12 protein-coding genes are annotated in these 19,414 nt (G+C 55.2%); 2 read left to right on the top strand and 10 right to left on the bottom strand.

All coding sequences use genetic code 11. The features are described 5' to 3' along the window. Window positions 1-167 precede the first annotated feature (167 nt). From VIR50_RS03815 to VIR50_RS03800, 4 genes are all read right to left on the bottom strand, one after another. Entirely contained in the window at window positions 168-1,166 is a 999-nt protein-coding gene (locus tag VIR50_RS03815) for a glycoside hydrolase family 130 protein (protein WP_331933809.1), read from the bottom strand. 71 nt (window positions 1,167-1,237) lie between these two features. Then, window positions 1,238-2,518, bottom strand: a complete 1,281-nt coding sequence (locus VIR50_RS03810) for an MFS transporter (protein WP_331933808.1) — start codon at window positions 2,516-2,518, stop codon at window positions 1,238-1,240. A 149-nt stretch (window positions 2,519-2,667) separates the two neighbouring features. Next, on the bottom strand, window positions 2,668-4,203 hold the full coding sequence (locus VIR50_RS03805) for a glycoside hydrolase family 125 protein (RefSeq protein ID WP_414703527.1): 1,536 nt from the start codon (window positions 4,201-4,203) through the stop codon (window positions 2,668-2,670). A 46-nt stretch (window positions 4,204-4,249) separates the two neighbouring features. Further along, window positions 4,250-6,412, bottom strand: a complete 2,163-nt coding sequence (locus VIR50_RS03800) for a GH92 family glycosyl hydrolase (protein WP_331933812.1) — start codon at window positions 6,410-6,412, stop codon at window positions 4,250-4,252. Between the two features lie 540 nt (window positions 6,413-6,952). Here VIR50_RS03800 and VIR50_RS03795 point away from each other — a divergent pair. Further along, window positions 6,953-9,208: a GH92 family glycosyl hydrolase gene (locus VIR50_RS03795; RefSeq protein WP_331933807.1), complete on the top strand. Its 2,256-nt coding sequence runs from the start codon at window positions 6,953-6,955 to the stop codon at window positions 9,206-9,208. 320 nt (window positions 9,209-9,528) lie between these two features. On the opposite strand, the gene VIR50_RS03790 is transcribed toward VIR50_RS03795, so the two are convergent. Next, a complete protein-coding gene (locus VIR50_RS03790) occupies window positions 9,529-10,983 on the bottom strand; it encodes a serine hydrolase domain-containing protein (RefSeq protein ID WP_331933806.1) in 1,455 nt (484 codons plus the stop codon). A gap of 269 nt (window positions 10,984-11,252) precedes the next feature. Here VIR50_RS03790 and VIR50_RS03785 point away from each other — a divergent pair, with 269 nt between their 5' ends. Next, window positions 11,253-12,197 carry a Gfo/Idh/MocA family protein gene (locus VIR50_RS03785; RefSeq protein ID WP_331933805.1) on the top strand — a complete coding sequence of 315 codons (945 nt, stop codon included), beginning with the start codon at window positions 11,253-11,255 and terminating at the stop codon, window positions 12,195-12,197. A 274-nt stretch (window positions 12,198-12,471) separates the two neighbouring features. On the opposite strand, the gene VIR50_RS03780 is transcribed toward VIR50_RS03785, so the two are convergent. From VIR50_RS03780 to VIR50_RS03760, 5 genes are read right to left on the bottom strand one after another with little or no spacing between them, the layout of a single operon-like run. Continuing rightward, complete coding sequence (locus VIR50_RS03780; protein ID WP_331933804.1) at window positions 12,472-15,333, bottom strand: M16 family metallopeptidase; 2,862 nt, start codon at window positions 15,331-15,333, stop codon at window positions 12,472-12,474. 13 nt (window positions 15,334-15,346) lie between these two features. After that, window positions 15,347-16,657 (bottom strand): thioredoxin family protein, encoded by a 1,311-nt coding sequence (locus VIR50_RS03775; protein WP_331933803.1) that lies wholly within the window; start codon window positions 16,655-16,657, stop codon window positions 15,347-15,349. Between the two features lie 53 nt (window positions 16,658-16,710). After that, a complete protein-coding gene (locus tag VIR50_RS03770) occupies window positions 16,711-17,199 on the bottom strand; it encodes a hypothetical protein (RefSeq protein ID WP_331933802.1) in 489 nt (162 codons plus the stop codon). 4 nt (window positions 17,200-17,203) lie between these two features. Next, a complete protein-coding gene (locus VIR50_RS03765) occupies window positions 17,204-17,839 on the bottom strand; it encodes a fasciclin (protein ID WP_414703526.1) in 636 nt (211 codons plus the stop codon). 21 nt (window positions 17,840-17,860) lie between these two features. Then, window positions 17,861-19,411 carry a RagB/SusD family nutrient uptake outer membrane protein gene (locus VIR50_RS03760; protein ID WP_331933801.1) on the bottom strand — a complete coding sequence of 517 codons (1,551 nt, stop codon included), beginning with the start codon at window positions 19,409-19,411 and terminating at the stop codon, window positions 17,861-17,863. Between the last annotated feature and the right edge of the window lie 3 nt (window positions 19,412-19,414).

Genomic DNA, 19,414 nt, shown 5'->3' with positions numbered 1-19,414 from the left:
CATATAACTTGTTTGTTGATCATCAGGATAAAGGTTGTCTATATATTATATAGTAATGAGCGCTGAAAAAGTATGACAGCGGTCATGAAAAAACATAAAAAAACAAGGAGACGACAAGCTCATGCCCATCGTCTCCTTCGGTCGTTATTTGATAGTTGGCTATCAATTTAGATAATGCTGGTCTTCTTGGTCCACTCGATAATCTCGGGGATGTAGCCAAAGGCGAGGCCCGTAACGGTGTCGGCGCAACCATAGTAAACGGCTACGCGGCCGCTCTCGGGGTCGTGTACCTCGGCGCAGGGGAAGCAAACGTTGGGTACATCGCCCGTAAGCTCGTACTGGGTTTGCGGAGATATGAGGTAAGGACCTGAGCGATAGATGGGCTTCCAAGGCTGTTCGAGGTCGAGAAGGGCCGATCCGAAGCTGTAAACGTAGCCGTTGCAGGAGCGCAAAACGCCGTGGTAAAACAGCAACCAGCCCTCGCTGGTCTCGATGGGGATAGGACCTGCGCCTATCTTCATGCACTGCCATGCGCTCAACTCGAACTGCGCGGGGCTCATCACGTGGCGATGGCGTCCCCAGAACTCCATGTCGGGGCTCTCACTGTAGAAGATGTCGCCGAAGGGAGTGTGCCCGGTATCGGACGGACGTGAGAGCATGGCGAAGTTACCGTTGATTTTCTTGGGGAAGAGTACGCCGTTTCGGTTGTACGGAAGAAAAGCGTTCTCGAACTGGTGGAACGTTTTGAAGTCCTTGGTCCATGCCACTCCGATGGTGGGACCGTAGTAACCGTTGCACCAAGTGACGTAGTAGCGGTCCTCAATGAAGCATACGCGGGGGTCGTAACCGTAAACCCACTGGCCAATCTCTTCATTGTCGCACTCGAAACGCAGGGGTTCCTCGTTGATATTCCAGTCAACGCCGTTCTTTGAGAAGCCTACGTGGAGCACCATACGGCGATTGGTATCGTCGCAACGGAACACTCCGGCATAGCCTTCGCCGAAGGGTACCACGGCGCTATTGAAGATACTGTTGCTCGTAGGCAGCAGATCGCGGGGGATGATGGGGTTTTTTGAACAACGCCACATGGGGTTCTTGCATCCTTCGGGACGCTCTTCCCATGGCATGTTTGGCAACGGATTGCCTTCAATAATAAGTTTGCTCATAATATGTTTGTTAGTAAAATATGATTGATTACATATATATAATGTATGGGGCGATGGCTTTTGGCGGGCTCTTAGGCTTGCTCGGCGGGCGCCTTATCGCTGTGGGTGAAGGGCACGAACCACGTGATGAGCAGGGCGGGAATGGTGCATACGAGCACGAAGATGAAGAAATGGCGGTAGCCTAAGGCGTCGCTTACCAAGCCACTCATCATTCCCGGCAGCATAACGCCAAGGTTCATAATGCCCGAAGCAAAGGCATAATGGCTCATTTGGTGCTTGCCGGGGGCTATCTGCTGCATCATGAAGAGGGTCAAACCTACGAAACCGAAGCCGTAGCCGAAGTATTCGAGCACGATACCGCTGCCTATGAGCACGAGGCTCGTGGGCTGGTAAAGGGCCAAGAGGGTGTAGGCCACGAAGGGAAGGTTGAACACCAAGGCGAGCGAAAAGAGGCTTTTCTTGAGTCCCCGGTGTGCTATGTAGTAGCCGGCGAGGATACTTCCGATGACGAAAGCGGCCGCTCCGAACGTGCCGTAGAGCAGTCCTATCTCCTGTTCGCTAAGCCCCAAGCCTTGGTCGGCCCTCGACGCTTTGAGGAAAAGGGGCACTATCTTCATCACGAAGCCCTCGGCAAAGCGGTAGAGCACGATGAAGAAAATGTAATAAACGATGTGTTTCTTGCGGAAGAAGTCGGCAAATACTTCCCAAAGTTCCTTGAGCGAGTCGCCCAAAGTTTTGCTCTCATCTACTTGTTTGTCGGCCGAGGGCAGGATAAAGAAGTGATAGCAGCCCAGCGCCACCATGATAGCGGCGATGATGAGCATGATGATGGTCCACGCATGGGTAACGCCGAAGCTTTTGATAAGCATGCCGGCCAGATATACCAAGCCACCCGTGGCGGCTATCTTGGCGATGTTATAGAAGGCGCCTTGCCAGCCTATCCAGCGTGCTTGGTCCTCATTGGAGAGCACACTCATGTAGGTTCCGTCGGCGGCTATGTCGTGGGTGGCGCCGCTAAGGGCTATGACGGCCAGCATGGCGATGGTCACGGCGAAGAACGAAGGCAGGTGGAGGGCGTATGCCACGAGGGCAAACATGACGCCGGAGATGAGCTGCGTGAGCACCACAAAGAACTTCTTGGTCTTGTACATCTCAAGGAAGGGGCTCCAAAGGGGCTTCAGGGTCCATGGCAACATGATGAGACTGGTCCAGAAAGCTATCTGTGCGTCGCTCACACCCATGCCTTTGTACATCAGCGTACATACCATGTTGAGCACCACGAAGGGCATTCCCATGGCGAAATAGAGCGTGGGCACCCACGCTACGGGTGACGGATTGTTGTTGGTTTTCATTTGTTAGGTTTGTTCTTTAAATAATGTCAGACTTGTAGGAACGTAAAAATCATATTCCCAAAGCAGGCCTTTCGCCGTGTGAAAGATGGTTTATGACCTTGTCATAAGGCCGCTATCGCGTCGTGAAAGGCCCGCTTCGGCTTGGGCGTTTACTTGGCTTGGGCGGCCGGGGTGGCGCCATCGGCGGGCAGGGCCTTGCGGCAGGAGCGCAGCAAATCGGTCTTGCCCTCGCTTACGAGCTTGGCGATGAGTTCGCCGAAGAGCGTGTTTTGCCATGCGAACCACGGGCGGGTATAGTTCGAGGCGTTGTCTTTATGGAACGACTCGTGGATAACTCCCGTGCCCGCGTCGGTGTTCATGAGCATTTGTATGCACTCCTTTATTTCATTATCGTCCTGCGATGTGAAGGCTCTCATCATGATACTCATGGGCCAAGGCATGTCGAGCCCCACGTGGGGACCGCCTATTCCCTCGCCCGCCTTGCCGCGGAAGAAGTAAGGATTGTCCTCGCTCCAAACGAAACGGCGGGTGTTTTGATAGATGGGATCGTTGATGTCGACGTCGCCAAGATAAGCCATGGCCAGCAAACTGGGCACGTTGGCGTCGTCCATGATGAGCTGATTGCCGAATCCATCTACCTCGAAAGCGTATATGGGGCCGTATTTGGGGTGGTGGTAAACGGCGTATTGCTTCAGGGCGGCGCTTACTTCGGCGGCCAAAGCGGTGCATTGGGCGGCCAATTCGCTACGACCGTTGACCCGGGTGAGTATTTCGGCGGCCTTGTTGAGGCTGGTTACGGCCATGAAATTCGACGGAATGAGGAACAAATAGGTCGTGGCGTCGTCGGAAGGACGGAACACCGAGGCAATCAGTCCCACGGGTTTGCAGGGCGCTCCCCATCCTTTGTTACACACGGTATCGAGCTGGCGGTCGGTCACACGGGTAAAATGATAGGGTCCGAGGCCGTCCTTGCGCTGCTGTTCCTTGAAGGTGCGGAGCACGCTCTCGATGGTTTGCAGCCATAGGTCGCCGAAAACGCTGCTGTCGCCCGTTTCCTTCCAATACTCGTAAGCCAAGCGGATAGGATAGCAGAGCGAGTCGATCTCGTACTTGCGCTCGTGAAGTTCGGGCTTCATATCGGTGTCGTCGGTCATCCAGTAGCCCTTGGCGTCGGGGTAACGGTTAAAGGCGTTGGCGTAAGGATCAAAGACTATGTTCTTGAATTGTCGAAGAATGACGCCCGAGAGCATACGTTTGAGGTTCTTGTCCTTGGCGGCGAATTTCACGTAAGGAAACACTTGGGCGCCCGAGTCGCGGCCCCACATGGCGTGGATGTCGCCGGTGTAAACGAAGGTATCGGGCTTTCCCTGCTCGTCCTCGGTATAATGTACGGTGGTGTCGAGGGTGTTTGGGTAGCAATTCTCAAACATCCAAGCCAAGTAGGGCGTGTCTTTGAGCTTCTTCTTTACGTCGCGTATGTACTTCTCGAGCACCTCCGAGCGAAACAGGCGGTCGGCTTCGGGCGGTCGTTTCGATACGTAGCGGGTGCTCACGGCTATGGCGTCGATATACTCTTGGCCAAATTCTTTCTGCGTGATGTTGGCCTGCGCCATGGCCGGGGCTTGAATGCCAAAGAGCAGCAGACCGAAGCCTGCTGCCGCAATGATATGTTTCTTTGGTTTCATCGTGGTAAGGATAAAGTTTTTTTGGTGCTTTCCTTAAGGCCCATCGTTAGGGACGGTCCTTCTTGGCGGTGCCAAACTTGGACGGCTGCGGGCCCATGGTAAACTCCAGCGTGCCACCCTTGATGACGTCGGTGTAGTCGATGTACGACTTGGTATGCTTCTTACCATTGAGCTTCACGCTCTGAATGTACATGTTGTCGCGGCTGTTGTTCTTGGCCACGATGCGGAAAGTCTTGCCTCCACCCACGTTGAGGGTCACCTCGTCGAAGAGCGGACTGCCGAAGACAAGCCTGCCATTGGTGGGGTCTACTTGGTAAAGGCCCATGGAAGACATGATGTACCATGCCGACATTTGGCCTACGTCCTCGTTGCCGCTAAGGCCGTCGAATTGGTCGCTGTACATTTCTTTCATCGTTTGGCGCAACAAACGAGCGGCTTTCCACGGCTGACCTACGTAGTTATACATGTAAAGTATGTGGTGGCTTGGCTCATTGCCGTGGGCATATTGGCCGATAAGACCCGAGATGTCGGGCGAAGCCTCGGCGCCAAGCTCGCTGCTTACGGTGAAGAGAGAGTCGAACTTGTTGACAAAGCTCTGCTCACTTGGGAAGAGATTGATGAGCCCGCGCACGTCGTGGGGCACGAGCCAAGTGTATTGCCAAGCGTTTCCCTCGGTGTAATCGTCCTGCCGGTGCACGGCGTGGAAGGGGTTGAAAGGCTCGCGGAACTTGCCATCGGCGCCCACGCCGCGCATGAATTGCGTCTCGGGGTCGAAGAGTCGGCGGTAAGATTGGCTGCGCTTGAGGAAATACTTGTAATCTTCGGTCTTGCCGAGGAGCTTGGCTACCTTGGCGATGGCGGCGTCGGCGATGGCGTATTCCATGGTTTTGGCCACGGTCTCAAAGGTCGGGTCCTCGTCGTAAGCCACGTAACCGTTCTTCTTCAGCGAGTTCATGCCGCGCTCATCGAGCATGGCCGAGGCCTTCATTGCCTCAAAAGCGGCTTCCTTATCCTTAACATATCCCTTCATGACGAGGTCGCCCAATACGATGATACCGGGGTTGCCAACCATGCAATCGGTCTCGTTGCCCATCAAATGCCATACGGGCAGCTTGCCTTGTTGGTCGTAAATGTTGATGAAAGTGTTAGCGATGTCGCTCAAACGGTCGCGATGGATGAGGGTCATCAGGGGCTGTGCGGCCCGATAGGTGTCCCAAAGCGAGAAAGTGGTGTAGTTCGTGAAGTCGCCCTTATGTACCTTGCCATCGGCGCCACAGTACTCTCCGTTGACGTCGCTGAAGACGGATGGGGCTATCATCGTGTGGTAAAGGGCGGTGTAGAATATGGTTTTCAAACGCTTGTCCTCGGTCTTCACATTGATTTTTCCGAGCACGTCGTTCCATGCCTTGTCGGCCTTGGCCACCACGTCGTTGAAGTTCCATCCGGGAATTTCGGCCTTGAGGTTGGCCCGGGCGTTATCCACGCTCACGGCGGAGAGGCCCACCTTCACCATCAAAGGCTGCCCGTCGCTGTTGTCAAAGCTGAAAACGGCAATGCTGTCGCTGCTTTCCTCGAGCTTAACAGCCTTGGAGAACTCGGCCATAAAGTACACTCGCTGGTCCTTGGCCCATCCGCTGGAGAGTCGGTAGCCCGTAACGACGGTGCTGTTTTCTTGTTTGTAGTCGCAAGCGGTCATCTTGTCCCAGCCGATACCTTGGTTGAGGTTGATGGCCATGTAGGCCTTCTTGACGTTGCCGCCGAAGGAGTAGCGGTGGAATCCGGCGCGCTGGGTGGCCGTAAGCTCCACGAACACGTTGGGACGCTGCAGCTTCACGGCGTAATAGCCGGGCTTTACGGTCTCGTTTTCGTGAGAGAAGCGAAGCTCCTTTTGGCACTTGCAGGCCATGGGCACGAGGCTGATGTCGCCCAAGTCGCCGATACCCGTGCCGCTGAGGTGCTGATGGCCGAAGCCCACGAGCAGCGAGTCGCTATAGTGATAGCCCGAGCACCAGTCCCAACCGCGGGTGGTCTGCGTGGGACCCAACTGCACATAGCCGAACGGAACATTGGCACCCACGAACACGTGGCCGTGACCTCCCGAGCCTATCATCGGGTTTACATAACGTACTGCGTCATCGATCGCCATGGCCGTCATGGCTGCTGACGATAGCGATAGCGCTAAAATAAGCGATTTGAATTTCTTAATCATCATGAGATTTAGGTTTCTGTTGATTCTATTTTTGGGTTTTAATTTTAGTCGGACGGGTCGGACTAGTCGGACCAATCTGACTTGTCCGACGCTAATCCAAGGCTTTTAGCCATTGCGAGGCCTATGCAAAGATAACAATAAATATAGACTTTGCACGTAGCCAATTATGAAAAAATAAGATTTTTTTGGCGCAGTTGGGGGCTGCCGTGGGGCCTCCTGCCGCTTCATGGCCCATGGCCGAGGTGGCAGACTGATGGCAAGGGCCTTGCGAAAGGCCCTATATGGGCTTGTCGAAAGCCCTTTATGAGCGGGCCAAAGCGGCTCTTTAGCAGCGCCAAAGCTGGCGTTTAGCGGGTCGGACTAGTCGGACCCGTCAGACTGGTCCGATGTATTTTGCCGGCAATTTGTTGCCGGCAAACGCCCCTCCCCTGCCCTGCAAATCTGCCGTTATGGCTCGAAAAAGGAGAAAAGATTTGGCAAAAGCCGTTTTTTTCTTTACCTTTGGTTCTCAATCTATCGTAAATACTTTAATTCATCTTTATGAAGTTAAATTACATTTTCCTTTCTCTACTCTTGTCGCTTGGCGTGGCCAAGGCCGCGGCCCAGCAGCCGGTGGACTATGTCGACCCATTTATCGGCACGACGAACTTCAGCGTTTGCAACCCCGGCGCCGTGCTGCCCCACAGCCTGATGTCGGTAGTGCCGTTCAACGTGATGGGCTCCGACCTCAACCAACAAGACAAGGACGCCCGCTGGTGGTCGGCTCCTTACGAATACCACAATAAGTTTTTCACCGGCTTTGCCCATGTCACGATGAGCGGTGTGGGCTGTCCCGAGCTGGGAACGCTGCTCACCATGCCCACCGCGGGGCCGCTCGACGTGGATTACCACAACTATGGCTCGGAATACAAGGACGAGAAAGCCACGCCCGGTTATTACGCCCTGACGCTCAAGAAATACGGTATCAGGGCCGAGGCGTCGGCTACCATGCGCAGCTCCATTGAGCGTTACACCTTTCCGAAGGGCCGTGCCAACATATTGCTCAACGTGGGTGACGGTCTGACCAATGAGTCGGGAGGCATGGTAAAGCGTGTCAGCGACACCGAGATTGAGGGCCATCGCCTTTTGGGAACGTTCTGTTATAACAGTCAGGCGGTATTCCCCATCTACTTCGTGCTGCGTGTCAACAAGCGACCGATGGCTTCCGGCTATTGGAAAAAGCAGCCCCCGTTCAGTGGAGTGAAAGCCCAGTGGGACAAGGACAACGGCCGTTACAAGCTCTACACGAACTACTCGCGCGAGATGGCGGGCAATGAGGTGGGCTACTTCTTCAGCTACGATTGCGCCGAAGGCGAGCAGGTGGAGGTGCAGATGGGCGTCTCGTTCGTCAGCATAGCCAATGCCCGTGAGAATTTGGAGGCCGAACAGCGGGGCAAAACCTTTGACGCCGTGCGTGCCGACGCCCGTCAGACATGGGAAGAGGCCCTCAGCCGCATCACCGTGGAGGGCGGCACGGAGGCCCAAAAGCGAGTGTTCTACACGGCACTCTACCACAGTCAGCTCCATCCCAACATCCTTCAGGATGTCAACGGCCAGTTCCCGGAAATGGAGAACAACCGTGTGGGCTACACAAAGGGCAACCGTTACACCGTGTTCTCGCTCTGGGACACCTACAGAAACGTGGGTCAGCTCGAGACTTTGCTCTATCCCGACCTGCAACTCGACATGGTTCGCTCCATGATAAGCATGTATAAGGAATGGGGATGGATGCCTAAATGGGAGTTGTTTGGCCGTGAGACATGGACCATGGAGGGCGACCCGGCCATTCCTTTCATCGCCGACACCTACCTGAAGGGCCTGCGCGACTTCGACATCAACGCCGCTTACGAGGCTTTCAGCCGCTCGGCCAACCTGCCGGGAAAGGACAATAAGATGCGTCCCGACATCGACCCATACCTTGAGAAAGGCTATATCCCACTTGGATTCTACGCCGCCGACGAGTCGGGCGACAACAGTGTGTCGCATGCTTTGGAGTATTACATGGCCGACTATGCGCTGTCGAACCTCTCAAAGGCCTTGGGCCACACCGCCGACGCTAAGAAATACTACCGCAGAGCCTTGGGTTACAAGCATTATTACAGCAAGGAGACGGGCACGTTGCGGCCCATCCGCAAGGACGGAACGTTCCTCTCACCCTTCGATCCGGCCGCCGGCGCCGACTTCAGCAACGCTCCGGGCTTCCATGAAGGGTCGGCTTGGAACTACACTTTCTATGTTCCGTTCGACGTTATGGGCTTGGCAAAGCTCATGGGCGGCAGCAAGAAGTTTGTCAACAAGCTGCAAATGGTGTTCGACAAGGGCCTTTACGACCCCGCGAACGAGCCCGATATAGCCTATCCTTACCTCTTTAACTACTTCAAAGGTGAGGAGTGGCGCACGCAAAAGGAAGTGAGCCGCCTCTTGGCCAAGCACTTCACCGACAAGCCCGACGGCATTCCGGGCAACGACGACTGCGGAACGATGTCTACATGGGCCATCTTCTCCATGATAGGTCTTTACCCCGACTGTCCCGGTCAGCCCTATTACTCGCTGACAACCCCGGTCTTCGATAAGGTAACCCTGCACTTGGATAAGAAGTATTATCCCAATGGCGACCTCACGATAGAGACCCGTCGCACCGCTCCCGGCCAACAATTGATCAAGTCAATGACGCTCGGTGGCCGCAAACTCTCGCAATATCGCGTGAGCCACGACGACCTTCTGCGAGGCGGTAAGCTGGTGTTTGAGGTGAAATAGGGCGATGGAATAGTTGAGAAGTTGAGGGGGTTGGGAGGATGAATGGTTTGTCCTAAGGATTAAGCGCCGGGCTGATGATGTGAAGCAATGACCGCCCTCCCCTTTTATTAAATGGCAAAGGACCACAGCAATGTGGTCCTTTGTCGTTTTAAGAGGGTGCCTTTGGCGTTTAATTTTGTCGGACTGGTCAGACTAGTCGGACCGGTCTGACCAGTCCGAGGAGGGCATTGCGCCCCACAACCGATTAGCAAACTATTCATCCTCCCAACCTTACAACTTTGCAACTTCGGCTCTGCCACTCCTCAACCGCGGCTCTGCCATCAATTAAAATTCTCGTGAATGGTGACCGAGGGATGAGGAGTGTCGAGGTGGCGGATGGCGATGTCGACCACGGTTATCCAATTGGTGTAATGCAGGCGCAGGTGAAGGGTGCCATCGGAGGTGAAGCCATAGCCGGCCGCCACGGTGAAAGGACCGGCTATGCCCTTGAATCTGTCTTGGGCATGGATGGAGTATGGTGGCGTGACGGGCGTGCGGGTGGTGGTCCATTGGCCGTAAGTCATGGGCAGACGGACCTGCTTTCCCTGCTGCTGATAGCTGAAAATGAGGCCCGTGGCGGTGCGTTCAATGCGCAGCGAGGACCATCCTTGGGCGTTGTTTTCCAAGGGTAGCGTGACGGAGCGGGGCATGTGGCGGGGCGCTTTGCGCTTACCCTCGGGCAAGGGGAGGCGGCGTGAGGTGGCCAAACGCCGGAAATGGCGGTTGGAATTATCACTAATCGGCGCCAAAGTGTCCTTTACCTGCGGCAACAGATGGTCCCAAACGAGGCGCCGTTGACGCACTCCGTCGATGGCGGAGCACTCGGTGATGACCACCACCATGTCCTTATCGGGCACCACGAGGATGTATTGTCCGAAGGCACCGTCGGCCCGTGAGGCGCCCGGATACTCACAGCGCCACATCTGATAGCCATAGCCTAGCCCGCCATTGTCTATCTGCGGCTTCATCATTTCCTCCACCCAAGCCCTTGAAATGAGCCGTCGGCCTTGCCACTTGCCACCTTGGAGGAGCAACAAGCCAAACTTTGCCAGCGACTCGGCCTGCAAATGGAGGCCCCAGCCGCCCGTGTTGAAGCCTTTGGGGCTTTCCTCCCACCCCACTTGGGTGATGTTCATGGGCGTGAAAAGGCGGTCCTTGAGGTAGTCGAGGGTGGTTTGTCCGGTGGCTTTTTGCAAGATGGCGCTCAGCAGGTAGGTACACATGGAGTCGTATTGGAACCGGCTTCCGGGCGCCGCCACGGGCTTTGAGAGCCAATAATGGGTCCAAAGGCGCTCCACGTTGCGGAAGTTCCAGTCGGGCGTTATGCCCGAGCTCATGGTCAGCAGATGGCGAACGGTCATTCGCCGATAGTTTACGGAGTCGCGATGGGCCATGGGGAAGAAATCGGCCACGGGGCTGTCGAGGCGCAATAGCCCCTCGTCGATGGCGATACCGATGGCTGCCGCCACGAAGGTTTTGGAGCAAGAATAGAGCGTGTGGCCGCTTTCGGCGCTGAAAGGTTGGGGATAGCACTCGTAGGCTACCTTGCCATGACGCAGCACGACAAGGCTGTGGAGGGCCGTGCGGGGCAGCGCCATGAGGCTGTCGGTGAGCCGGGCAAGTGCCCGCGAGGGTATGCCGACGCTCTCGGGCGTGGTTCGTGGCAGATGGCCTACTTGGGAATGACCGCTCAAAAAGGCGGTGAGGAGGATGAGAAGGGTAAGCGCTTTTTTCATAGTTGGAGGGCGGTGGGACCGCAGGTGTTAGTTGTTTTGGGGTCGGACGGGTCAGACTGGTCCGACTAGTCTGACTAGTCCGACGGTAGCAGTGGCTCCCCTGCTTTTGCAAAAATAGTGCAAAAAATGATAATTCGGGGCTTATGACATGTTTTTTCATGGAAAATGAAGGGGCGAATGTATGAAAAACATTTATCTTTGTCGGAAAGTGAAATGGGCATAGACCATTTCACACGATGTTTTTGTTAATACATAGCAAGGTTGAATCTATGGAAATAAGCGTTATTGGAACGGGAATGATAGCCCGAGAGGTGCTTGCCATGCTGCGCAAGGAGGACTTGGGCATTGGCGTGAGCAGTATTTATGCCCATCAGGACAAGGCCAAGGCCGATGAGCTGGCAGGTGAATATGGCATTGAAAGGGTGTTCACCGACTACGAGGCACTGCTGCGTGAGGACAAGGCCGACTTCCTTTACATCGCCGTAGTCAACACCGCGCACTACCCGATGGCCCGTGAGGCCCTGCTGGCAGGCCGCAACGTGATCGTGGAGAAGCCCATGGCCATGACGGCCGAGGAGGTGAAAGAACTGATGGAACTGGCCCGCGAGCGGGGCTGCTGGCTCTTTGAGGCCATGACATTGCTGCACCTGCCCAACTTCGGATTCGTGCTCCGCCACCTCAAAGACATCGGTCCGGTGCATGCCGTCATCGCCAATTACTCGCAATATTCCTCACGTTACGACCGCTATTTGCAGGGTGACGTGGCGCCGGCCTTCAATCCCGACTTGGGTGGAGGGGCCTTGCGCGACCTTAATGTTTACAACATAAATGCCGTGGTGGCGCTGTTCGGGTCGCCCAAAAGCCAGCACTATTACCCCAACACGGGCCATAACGGCGTAGATACGTCGGGAATGATGGTGCTCAACTATGACGGTTTTCAGGCCGTTTGCATCGCCGCGAAGGATTGCGACGGCCCATCGGGCATGACCATTGAGGGCGAGAAAGGCTATATACAAGTGACATCGCCGGTCAATTCGTTCACGGGCGTGGAGCTACATGTGGGCTCTCACGTAACGAAGGCTCCCCCACAACGCTACGAGAGCAGGCTCACCGAGGAATTCATCGCCTTTCATGACATCTACCGACAGGGCGACCGCGAGGCCATGAACCACTATCTGCTCTTGTCATTGGCTGCCCAGCAGGTGATAGGATAGGGCGCCGGGGGCGATATTAGGGTCGGACCAATCGGACTAGTCAGACTTGTCCGACTGGTCAGACACCGCATGATAGGATAATAGGGCGAAGCCCCGATGATAAGCTAATCCGATGATTTGATGATAGGATGAATATTTCTATAAAACAACAGCGGCCCTTTGGATTTACCAAAAGGGCCGCTGTTGTTGATTAAAAGGGCCGCTGTTGTTTATTCAAAGGGCTGCTATGGGGCGATGAAAAGCCGCTTATGACCGTGTAAAAGGGCCGCTGTGGCTACTGCTTTTCCCACGAACGTTGGTTTTCGGGCAGTGAGGTGACGACGAACTCACGGTGCTTGGCGCCGGTGAGAACCTTGCGGGCAACGGCCGTAATGTCGGCGGGAGTGAGGTTCTCTATCGAGGCTTGCGGGTCGTGGATGGCTGATGAGGCGGCGGTAGCGAGCTTGCGGTCGGAATAGGCCTGCATGATGGCCAGCCACATTTCGGGACTTACCGTGTCGTCGGCGCCTTTGCTGTCGCCCTCGGTCTGCTCCACGGCCAGTGGAACGACTATCTTCTTGAACTCGTCTTGGCTGAAAAGGCCACGGCCGATGCTGTCGAGGATGGCGTAAGCCCGCTGTTTCATGTAGTCAACCTTGGCTCGTGAGGTGGTGAAATGGATGTTGAGCGTGGCCCGCGGTTGGCTGCGCTCGGTGTATTCGGCCCGCACGCCCACGCTGTAGGTGGCGCCCTCTTTCTCTCGAAGTTCGGTAAAATAACGGGTCTCGAGCAGTCCGCGGAGCACCTCAAGGGCCATTTCCTCCTTCTCGGTGAGCTTCACGGCATGGTTGTAGGCTATCTCTATCTCACCCATATCGCCCGGCACGTCGACTTGGAAATGGCGTTTGATTTCCTGCTTGTCGGACGAGAAGTCGAGCGAACGCCGCCGGGTGGGTGCCGAAGCGTCGCCGGCGGGCAGTGAGGCGATGTAGCGTTCCACCAGTACACGAGCCTCCTCGGCGGGCATGGAGCCTACCATGGAGAAACTGAAGCGGGCCATGTGGCCGAAATGATCGGCGAAAAGGCGGGGCAGGTCGGCCCGGTTCATGCGGCGGTAGAAGGCCTCGTTCTCCGTGGGATTTTGCTCCGAGGCCGGGAAGAGCAGCATACGGATAGAGTCTTCTACGGCCTCCATACCCGTAAGGTTTCGGCTTTTATAAAGATAAGTCTTGCGCTCCACGAACTTATCGAACACGCTTTGATGGAAGTTTTGGCGTGTGAGCACCAAGTACATGTACTGCATCAAGGCCTCGGCGTCGGCCGCATCGGCTTGTCCGCTGATACCATCGAAATTGTTGTCGATATTGAGTGACAGGTCGAGGGACTTGCCGCTCATCCATTGGTAGAGCTGATTGCGGTTGTATTTATAGACACCCGACTGCATGATGAGCGACTGCATGGCCGAGAATGAGGGTACGTCGGCCGGGCTGACAGCCTCTTGTCCGCCGGCGCCCATGGCCGTGAAATAGAGCCTGCCACGGGCTTCGGGCAGTTGTTTGTAGATAACCCGTGCGCCATTGCTGAGCTTCCACACCTTGGCTTGCAGCTCCTTGTCGGTCGTTTCGGTGAGAACCTTGCCGGGTTTGATGTCGAAATCGATGAGGTTTTGGGGCGTCGGGGCGATGGAAGTGGGCATGAGGGGATGTTGGCGCGCCTCGGCCATGAGCCCACGGAAGTCCTCCTGCGACAAGGCGGGCCCGCGGTCATTGGGCGTGGCGTAGGTAACGAACGACAGATTGCGGTCGTCCATCCACGTGCGCACCCAGTTATTGAGGTCATCGGCCTCGAGTTCCACGAGCTGCTCGGCCTGCGCCGAGAGCCTCTGACGCATGGTGGTGAGGGGCGTTTGGTACAGATAATGCTGCTTGAAAGTCTCCATCCAGTTATCGGGTGTGCCGAGGCGTTCGGCCGAGAGGATTTCTTTCAGTTCCTTATAAATGCGCCATTTCACGTCGTCGAACTCATTTTCGCCGAATCCGTCGCGGCGTATGGCCTCGCGCAGGCTCAATAATTGGCCCACAGCCTGCCGTTCGCGGCCGCCGTAAGGCACGATGTCGCAGGCGCATTGGGCGTAACCGCGCACCAAGGGAGCGTAACTTATCGTGGCGGCAACGAACTCATCGGCGCCTTCATTGCGAATCATGCCCAAGCGTTGGGCCATGAGTTGGTTGAAGATACGTACCAACAGCTCTTCCTTGGGGCTGTCCTTGCCCGGCTGTTGGGGGGCAATGGGCGTGCGTTGGTAGATACCTACGGAGCTGATGGTATTGTCGTTGTCGGTGAAATGATGGTAAAGCGGACTGTCGTTGTCGGCTATGGTGACCGTGGTACGCGGCTCGGCGTGCTTGGGTTGCTTGAGGTGGGAGAAGCGACGGATGACCTGCTGTTCGCACGCATCAAGGTCGACGTCGCCCACAATCATGAGACATTGCAGGTCGGGACGGTACCATGCGCGGTAAAAAGCGGCGAGGTCCTTGGCCTGAACATTGCGGAGCACCTCGTTCTTCCCGATGACATTGTGGGTGGAATAGGCGCTGCCGTTGTACGTTACGCCCGCTATGCCGCCGGCGATGCGGCTTTGCAGGGTGTTGCGCTGGCGTGCTTCCTGAAGGATAATGGCCCTTTGCTTATCCACTCCGGCCTTGGTTATGCGGATACCGTTGCACCAATCGCTCACCACCAGCAGCAAAGAGTCGCGCAAGGGTTGGTTGTCGGCGGGTATGTTGTAAAGGAAGAACTGGGTTTCATTGGTGCCCGTGAGGGCATTGAACACCTGTCCTTTGGCGCGCAGAAACTTCATCACGCCTTGTGGGAAATGCTCTGTTTCCTCGAAAGCCATGTGCTCCATGAAGTGGGCAAGGCCGTTTTGGCGGTCGGATTCGACAATGGCGCCCACGTTCTGATAGAGGAAGTAGTTGACTTCACCTTGGAAATCGTCGTTGTCATAGATATAATAAGTGAAGCCGTTGGGCAATGTTCCGTGGCGAAGTCCGGCCAGTTGCATGTCGGGCTGTTGGGCCATGAGCGGCGCGGACAAGGCCAACAGCACCGCCGCCACGTGGCGGCGCTTGAGCAGGGAGGTGAGAGTAAACGTCATAGAGATGGGAAGTTTATTTGTTCAATAGGTCGAGTTCGGCCATTTTTCGGCTGATGGCCTGCTGCAACATGGCTTGTGCCATTTCGGCTTTCTGCATCTGCAAGGATTCCACGTAGGCCTGATTGTAGAGTTCCTTGGCCTTGGCGTAGTCCTTGAGTTGGCGATACGAGTCGCCCATCATCACGATAAAGTTGATGCGATCCATGACGTTGGTCTCGTCCTTGAGGGCTTTCTCCACCCATTTGATGGCTGTTTGGTGGTGTTGGGGCTTGAGATTGCCGCCGGCAGCGTAGTACAAGTTCTGCGCTGCTTGGCCGTAGTCGTAGGGTGACACGTTGTCGGCGAGCTTGGCGAGCAGGCTTGATTCGAGCTTCATATACTTATCCACGTCCTTTTCTTTATAGATACTGTAGAGGGCGTCGAGGTACATCGAGGCCCGGTCATAGGGACTTATGGAGGTCAGCGCGGCCACCTCGTAGGCCGACTTGTACTCGCCGCGAATCTTCTCCAAGTAATCTTTGTAGGCCAAATTGCCTTCCTTGGCCAGCTTCTCGGCCTTTTGGTCGTTGTATTCCACGACATAGTAGCAGGGGGTATTGCCCATTACCTGCTTCCATTTGTCGAGATTGTCGTTGATGAAGTTGGCCATTTCGCCCTTTATCTCATCGTCCTCACCCAAGTTTTGCACGATAAGGTAGTCGTTGGTGTTGATGAGCGACGGGCCTTTCTTGGCCTTGAAGTAGTTGCGGAATATCTTTCCGATGCGTACGACCCACTTCTCCGCGTTCACGCCTTCTTGCGCGGCGAGGAACCGGGGAGCCTGTAAGAGCACGTCCTGCTGTATCTGCAAGTCCTCGGGATTCTTCTTATAGTTGTTGTAAAGCTGCTCAAAGCCCACCGATTCGCCTGCGACTATGCGGGCGGCGTCGAGCAGTTGGGCGGCCGACATGGCGCCCACGTTTACCGAGAGTGCCTTTCCATCCTTGTCGATGAAGGCTAACGTGGGGTAGGCGTCTACCTTGTATTGCTTGGCTATGGCCACGTTGTCGCCCTTCTCGGCGTCTAACTGAAGGGAGATAAACTTATCGTTGAAGTACGATCCTACGGAATCTTGCGTGAAAACGGTCTTCGCCATGCGCTTGCAAGGGCCGCACCAAACGGCATAGAAATCGACGAAGAGCGGTTTGTTTTGTTTCTTGGCCTCGGCAAGGGCTTGCTCAAAAGAGCCTTGGAAAAACTTGATACCGTTGCCGGCCGGCTGCGCGAAGGCGTCGATGTTCCCCAAAATGAGGGAACAAACGAGGAGGAAAAATATCTTTTTCATGAGCTGTGAACTTTTAAATGATGATTACTGAATGGGTGGGAAGGCCTCGGGGGTTAAGGCTCTTCCTCATAATAAACTTCCTCGGGCATGTTGTCCTGCACGTCGAAGGTGATGATGTCCTCGAGCAAAGCGGAGTGGCCCTCGTTGTAAACCCGCAGGGTGAGGGTGTACTTTCCGTTGCTTAGGCTCTTCAGGGCTTGTGGGAACATCTGTACTATGCCGCCCATGACCTTGATGTTGCCTTTCTTCACCTCGGCCGTAAAGGCCTCGGCGTTGGCTCCGTCGGCCACTTTCACGCCGACATACTCGTAGTTGATGGGGTTGGTTCCGGCCACTCCTTGTATTCGGAGCGACGTCCATGGGGCGCCATTGTCAACATGGGGGTCGCCCTCGGGCACGTTTCGATAAGCCTGAATCACGTTGGGTGTGAAGGCAGCGTTCTCCGTTTGCAGGTAGCCCACGGGTATGTCGTTGCACGAAGTGAAAGCCATGGCGAGCAATGAAAGCAGCGCTTGGCCTAAAAACTTGGTATATTGCTTCATAATTTTAAAGGTCATTGGGAGTGAAATTGTATTGAAGAGAATGTACTACGCCCGTTTTGGTCTGTATGTTGTGGGACGCCACGTAGGTGGATTTCCTCGTATCGGGCGATACGAGGTAGACACGGGCCGGGCCGGCCTCGGCCACTCCTTGGTAAGTATCCTTGAAAGTATAAATCCACAGTTGGTTTCCGGCGGCCATGGTGTAGGTTTTTCCGCCGCTGCCGATGACATTGTTCTCATCGGAAGAGGGTCTTCCCTTGGGGAATCCCTCAAGAAGAACGCGCTGCTTGGGCAGGATTGTCTTCAGGATAAGCTGTCGGCAGTCTTCCTCCGGAATATCACTTACGCCGCCAAATTCGTTCTCCAAGAGGTAACGACGTATGCTGTGGTTGGTCATTCCGAACACGGTGATGTCCGAACCGTACTCGCTCGTGCCCTCAAAAACGTTCTTCAGGCCCGCCCGCTCGGCCATTTCCATGAGCATGCTCCAGTTGTATGGGTCGGTCTGGAAGTACTCCCATAGGGTCCGGTCCTTGTGTGTGGTCTCGTCGGTGACGCCGGTGTCTATCACGTTATAGTCGGTGCAGCCTGCTCCAAGCAGCAGTACCAATATCAGGGAAATGTATTTCAGTATTTTCATAATTGCTTATTGTCAAGGTGATTACATGTAAGGCAGCCAGTAAGGGCTTTGCTGTATTTGGGTATTAATGACGATTCCCTCGTTGCTTTTGAACGCGCTTGTGGGGATGGGGAGGAACAACGCGCCGTTGGCAATGTCGCTCTTGGTGAGCAAGGGGAACTTGCCTTGTAGCTCGGTCTTGACATATCCGTTCCTGATGATGTCGTAATAACGGCCGTCATTCTCGGCAATGAGCTCGCGTTCGCGCTCCTTGAAGATGGCTTTTTTCAAGTCGTTCTCGCCATTGGCGGGGTAAGCGGCGGCCTTGGCACGGCTTCGTACAAGGTTGAGGTCGACCATGGCAGCGGCCGTGTTGTTGAGTTTGTTGTTGCATTCGGCCCGCAGCAAGAGGAGGTCGGCTAATCTCCAATAGGTGTAATCCGACTTTATCGTGCGGAAATAGAAGCCATGCTCGGCTGTCTGATCAGGGTCGTTGATGGGTTCGCGGAACTTATAGAGCACGGCATAGTTGTGGTCTCCCGACATGTGATCTTTGTCTATTTCGTAGAAGAAGGCCGCTTTGCGCTCGTCGTTCTCGTCGGGGTACATGTCGAGCACTGTTTCCTTATAGAGTCGGAAGCTGTTGTCAATCTCGATGTCGCCCTCTTGTTTGGTTCTGTCGACGGGCCAACCTACATACGAAAGGCCGGGAGAGTTAGGTGAGGTGGTGTAGGATGAGCGGGTATAATCAAAGACTAAAGCGAATATAGTCTCGGGATTTTCCTTGTCGGCGTCCGAAAGGTATTGGCAAAGTTCCTCGGCGGAAGCGCACAACCGGTAGTTGCCGGTCTTGCCATTGATGACCTCGCCGGCGTAGTCCACGGCCTTCTTGTAGTCCTCGGCGCTGTTTTCGCCCTTGCCGTAAAGGTCCTTCAGGCTTCCCCGCCATGCGTAGATATTGGCCAGAAGGGTAGCCGCGGCGCCCTTGGAGGCGTATTGCCGGCAGTTGGTAGGCGCTCCCTTGAGGTCGGTCATGTTGCTGAGAGTGGGCAAAAGCTGGTATGCTTTCTCGGCATGTTTGATGGCTTCGTCGAGCACTTCGGCCTGCGGAACGTTTGAATACATCTTAATAGTCTTGGAATCCTCGGTGATGATGGCGCTCGAATAGCGCTGGGCCAATGCCAAATAACACAGTCCGAGGGCAAACTGGGCCTGCCCCGTGTGGTAGTTATAGCGGTTCTCGGGCAGGTCTTTGGTGCGATGGATGTTGTCGAGGAGCAGGTTTGACTCGAATATTATGTCGTAAAGGCTCTTCCAATCGTTATCGGAACGGGCCACCATTTGCGGGTTCCAATTGCGTACATCGCTCATTTCTGTCAGCTCATCGAGCTTTGAGCCGGCCGCCATGATGGTGGCATTGTTGCCGAAGGCCGTGCTTAGAAAGAAGTGGATGGAGGCAGTTGTCGTGGCCAACTCGGCCTCCGTGGTGAACGCGTTGGTATAAGTCAGCGTGTTCTCGGGGCTGAGATCCAGTTCGCATGACTGAAAAGTTAATGCTGAGAGCAGCATTGCGGGTATGATAAATCGTTTCATTTG

This window comes from Prevotella sp. (assembly GCF_036570325.1).
GTDB lineage: Bacteria > Bacteroidota > Bacteroidia > Bacteroidales > Bacteroidaceae > Prevotella.
This window is presented reverse-complemented; position numbering and strand designations above follow the sequence as displayed.